The 3,832-nt window shown below is 66.5% G+C and carries 3 protein-coding genes; 1 reads left to right on the top strand and 2 read right to left on the bottom strand.

What is annotated here, in order from left to right; translation table 11 throughout:
* Positions 1-66 precede the first annotated feature (66 nt).
* Positions 67-3,219 (top strand): error-prone DNA polymerase, encoded by a 3,153-nt coding sequence (locus ACN4F8_RS17965; protein ID WP_419474817.1) that lies wholly within the window; start codon positions 67-69, stop codon positions 3,217-3,219.
* A gap of 24 nt (positions 3,220-3,243) precedes the next feature.
* On the opposite strand, the gene ACN4F8_RS17960 is transcribed toward ACN4F8_RS17965, so the two are convergent.
* Entirely contained in the window at positions 3,244-3,645 is a 402-nt protein-coding gene (locus ACN4F8_RS17960) for a type II toxin-antitoxin system MqsA family antitoxin (RefSeq protein WP_419474816.1), read from the bottom strand.
* A 2-nt stretch (positions 3,646-3,647) separates the two neighbouring features.
* Positions 3,648-3,832, bottom strand: a 185-nt coding sequence (locus ACN4F8_RS17955; RefSeq protein ID WP_419474815.1) for a type II toxin-antitoxin system MqsR family toxin, incomplete at its 5' end; no start/stop codon positions are given.

Here is a 3,832-nt window from a genome sequence, read left to right as displayed (position 1 = left end):
CGTGTTGTGGGTCTTCCAGACGCGGCTGGATGAAGCGCCAGCGTGGTACCTGCATGGGCATTTCGCATGACCCTCCCCGACTACGCCGAGCTGCGCTGCATCTCCAACTTCACCTTCCTGCGCGGCGCCAGCCACGCCGAAGAGCTGGTGGAGCACGCCCAGGCGCTGGGCTACCGCGCGCTCGCGCTGGTGGACGAATGTTCGCTGGCCGGTGTGGTGCGCGCCCATGTGGCCGCCAAAAAGCACGGCCTGCCACTGCTGGTGGGCAGCCAGTTCCGCGTGCAATGCGACGCTCCCTTCACCTTCATCGTGCTGGCCTGCAACCTCAACGGTTACGGCAATCTGTGCGAGTTCATCACGCACCTTCGCCGCACATCGCCCAAGGGCACCTACCGCCTCACGCTGGGCGCCATCCGCGCCGAGGCTCTGGCCGACTGCGTGGTGATCGCCGTGCCCGATCGCGACAGCGACCAGGACCCGATGGACGCCACAGCCCGCTGGCTGCTGCAGCATTTCATGGGCCGCTGCTGGCTGGGCGTGACGCAGCTGCGCCGGCTCGATGACGAGATGCTGCTGCACAAGCTGCGCCAGAGCAGTGCGCTCACCGCCGTGCCGCTGGTGGCGGTGGGTGATGTGCACATGCACGTGCGCTCGCGCAAGCCGCTGCAGGACGTGCTCACCGCCACGCGCATTGGCCAGCCGCTGAGCGCCTGCGGGCTGGCGCTGCAGCCCAACGCCGAGCAGCACCTGCGTTCGCGCCTCACCCTGGGCCAGTGCTATCCACCCGAGCTGCTGGCCGAGACGCTCGCGGTGGCGGCGCGCTGCGCCTTCTCGCTCGACGAGCTGCGCTACCAGTACCCCAGCGAGGTGGTGCCCGAGGGACAGACGCCGACATCGTGGCTGCGGCAGCTGACCCGCGAAGGCGAGGCCTGGCGCTGGCCGCAGGGAACACCGCCGCGTTTTGCGAAGCAGATCGAGCACGAGCTCGAACTGATCGCCGACATGAAGTACGAGCACTACTTCCTGACGGTCAACGACATCGTGACCTTCGCGCGCTCGAAGGACATCTTGTGCCAGGGCCGGGGCTCGGCGGCCAACAGCGTGGTGTGCTACTGCCTGGGCATCACCGCGGTGGACCCGGAGCGCACGGGTTTGTTGTTCGAGCGCTTCATCTCGCGCGAGCGCAACGAGCCGCCCGACATCGACGTGGACTTTGAACACGAGCGGCGCGAGGAAGTCATCCAGTACCTCTACCAAAAATACGGCCGCGAACGCGCCGCGCTCACCGCCACCGTCATCAGCTACCGCCCGCGCAGCGCCCTGCGCGACGTGGGCAAGGCCCTGGGTTTTGCCGAGGGCGCGCTCGACGTGTTGGCCAAGAGCACACGCTGGTGGGACGGCCACGCGATCGAGCCCGAGCGGCTGCGCGAAGCCGGGCTCGACCCCGACGACCTCGCGGTGCGCCAGCTGTTGCAGCTCACCACGCAGCTCATGGGTTTTCCGCGCCACCTCTCGCAGCACACCGGTGGCTTCGTGCTCACGCAGCTGCCGCTTTCGCGCCTGGTGCCGATTGAAAACGCCAGCATGAAAGACCGCACCGTGATCGAGTGGGACAAGGACGATCTGGATGCGCTGGGTCTGCTCAAGGTGGACGTGCTCGCGCTGGGCATGCTCACCGCCATCCGCAAGGCGCTCGCCCTCATCGGCGCCAAAGAAGGGCGGGTGATCGAGATGCAGGACATCCCGCCCCAGGACGAGGCCACCTACGACATGATCTGCGCCGCCGACACCGTGGGCGTGTTCCAGATCGAGAGTCGCGCGCAGATGAGCATGCTGCCGCGCCTCAAACCGCGGTGTTATTACGACCTGGTGATCGAGGTCGCGCTGGTGCGACCCGGCCCCATCCAGGGCGGTGCGGTGCACCCGTATCTGGACCGGCGGCGGGGCCTGGTACCGGTGAGCTACCCCGGCCCGCGCGGCGGCGCCGACCTGAAAGAAGCGCTGGGCCGCACGCTCGGCATCCCCATCTTTCAAGAGCAGTGCATGCAGATCGCGGTGTTGGCGGCGGGCTTCACACCCGGCGAGGCCGACGCGCTGCGCCGCGCCATGGCGGCATGGAAACGCGGCGGCAACCTGCAGCAATACGAGCGCCGCCTGGTCGACGGCATGACCGCGCGGGGCTACGAGGCCGAGTTCGCCCAAAGCGTGTTCGAGCAGATCAAGGGCTTCTCCAGCTACGGCTTCCCCGAGAGCCACGCCGCGAGTTTTGCGCTGCTGGTCTACGTGAGCTGCTGGATCAAGCACCACCACCCCGCTGAGTTCCTGGTGGCCATGCTCAACAGCCAGCCGCTGGGCTTCTACACCCCCAGCCAGCTGGTGCAGGACGCCCAGCGCCATGGGGTCGAGGTGCGTCCGGTGGACGTGGTGCACAGCCAATGGGACTGCACGCTGGAAGGGTCTGACCCCCTCTCCCCCTGGGAGAGGGCAGGGGTGAGGGCCTGCCCGCCAACCATGCCTGTTGTCCGCCTGGGCCTGCGCCTGATCTCGGGCTTGAACCGTGAAGCCGCCGACCGCATCGTGAACGCCCGCACCCAGCGCATGTTCACCACCACCCAAGACCTCGCCCGCCGCGCCCACCTCGACCAACCGCAAATGAAACTGCTCGCCGCCGCCGACGCGCTGAAAAGCCTGAGCGGCCACCGCCGCCAGCAGGTGTGGGACGCCGCCGCGCTCAGAGCTGCCCCCGAGCTGATGCGCGATGCCCCCATCGACGAAGCCCCGCTGCAATTGCCCGAAGCCCCCGAAGGCGAGGCGGTGGTTTGGGACCACGACAGCCTGGGCCTCACCCTGCGCCGCCACCCGCTGGCGCTGCTGCGGCCACAGCTCGCGAAACGCAGGCTCATGAGCGCCGCAGAACTGAATCAGGCCCCCAACGGAAGACTCGTGCGCCACTGCGGCATCGTCACCCTGCGCCAGCAACCCGAAACCGCGTCGGGCGTGGTGTTCGTGAGCCTGGAAGATGAAACCGGCGTGGTGCAGGTCATCGTGTGGAAACACCTGCGCGAACGCCAGCGCACGGTGCTCACGCAATCACGCCTGCTGGTGGTGCATGGCGTGTGGCAGCGCGAAGGCGAAGCCAAAAACCTGATTGCCGGCCACCTGGAAGACCTCACGCCGCTGCTGCACGGGTTGTCGACGGTGAGCCGTGATTTTCATTGAGGGGTGTGAGCAAAAACCTGTGCGTCAAACAGCACGCACCTCATCCAGCAACTCCGGATGCCGGTCCAGCACCCTGAGCAGCTTCACCAGCGCCAGCGGTGGTTTGGTCTTGCCGTTCTCGTAGCGGGAGAACGCGTTGACCCCACCGCCGAAAATTTCGGCGGCTTCGCGCTGATCCAGTGCGAGCTTCTTGCGCACGTTGACGATGAAGGCCGGGTCCACGATGGCAGCGTTCACCTGTTTGTTGAATTCCAGCATCGCTGCGCTCAGTCGGGCGGACTCGTCGGCTTTGAGAACAACCTCGTCACACGCAGGGCAGAAGTCACCCGAGACGGCGGGGATGGTGGTGCTCTCGCCCTTGTAGGTGTAGGGCATGTCGCGGGTGTCGTGCACCAGCTTCGCGGCACCGCAGTGAGGGCATTTCATGGTCAGAGCTCCTTGAATGACACGATGAGTACGTCGTCAACGACGGTGAGTTTCAGATAGACATCGCCCGCCGGTGTTGAAGGGCGGTACACGTCTTGCCAGATGCGGTGGTCGGCATGCGTGGTCATACTTTTGTAGAAGTCCGCTGGTGTCAGCGACATCACCACCGCCACGATGCCGTCGAAAT

The sequence above is a fragment of the Hydrogenophaga sp. genome (assembly GCF_048549895.1).
In the GTDB taxonomy this organism is placed as follows: domain Bacteria; phylum Pseudomonadota; class Gammaproteobacteria; order Burkholderiales; family Burkholderiaceae_C; genus Hydrogenophaga.
The sequence above is the reverse complement of the archived record's forward strand: the minus strand, read 5'-3'. Positions and strand labels throughout refer to the sequence as shown.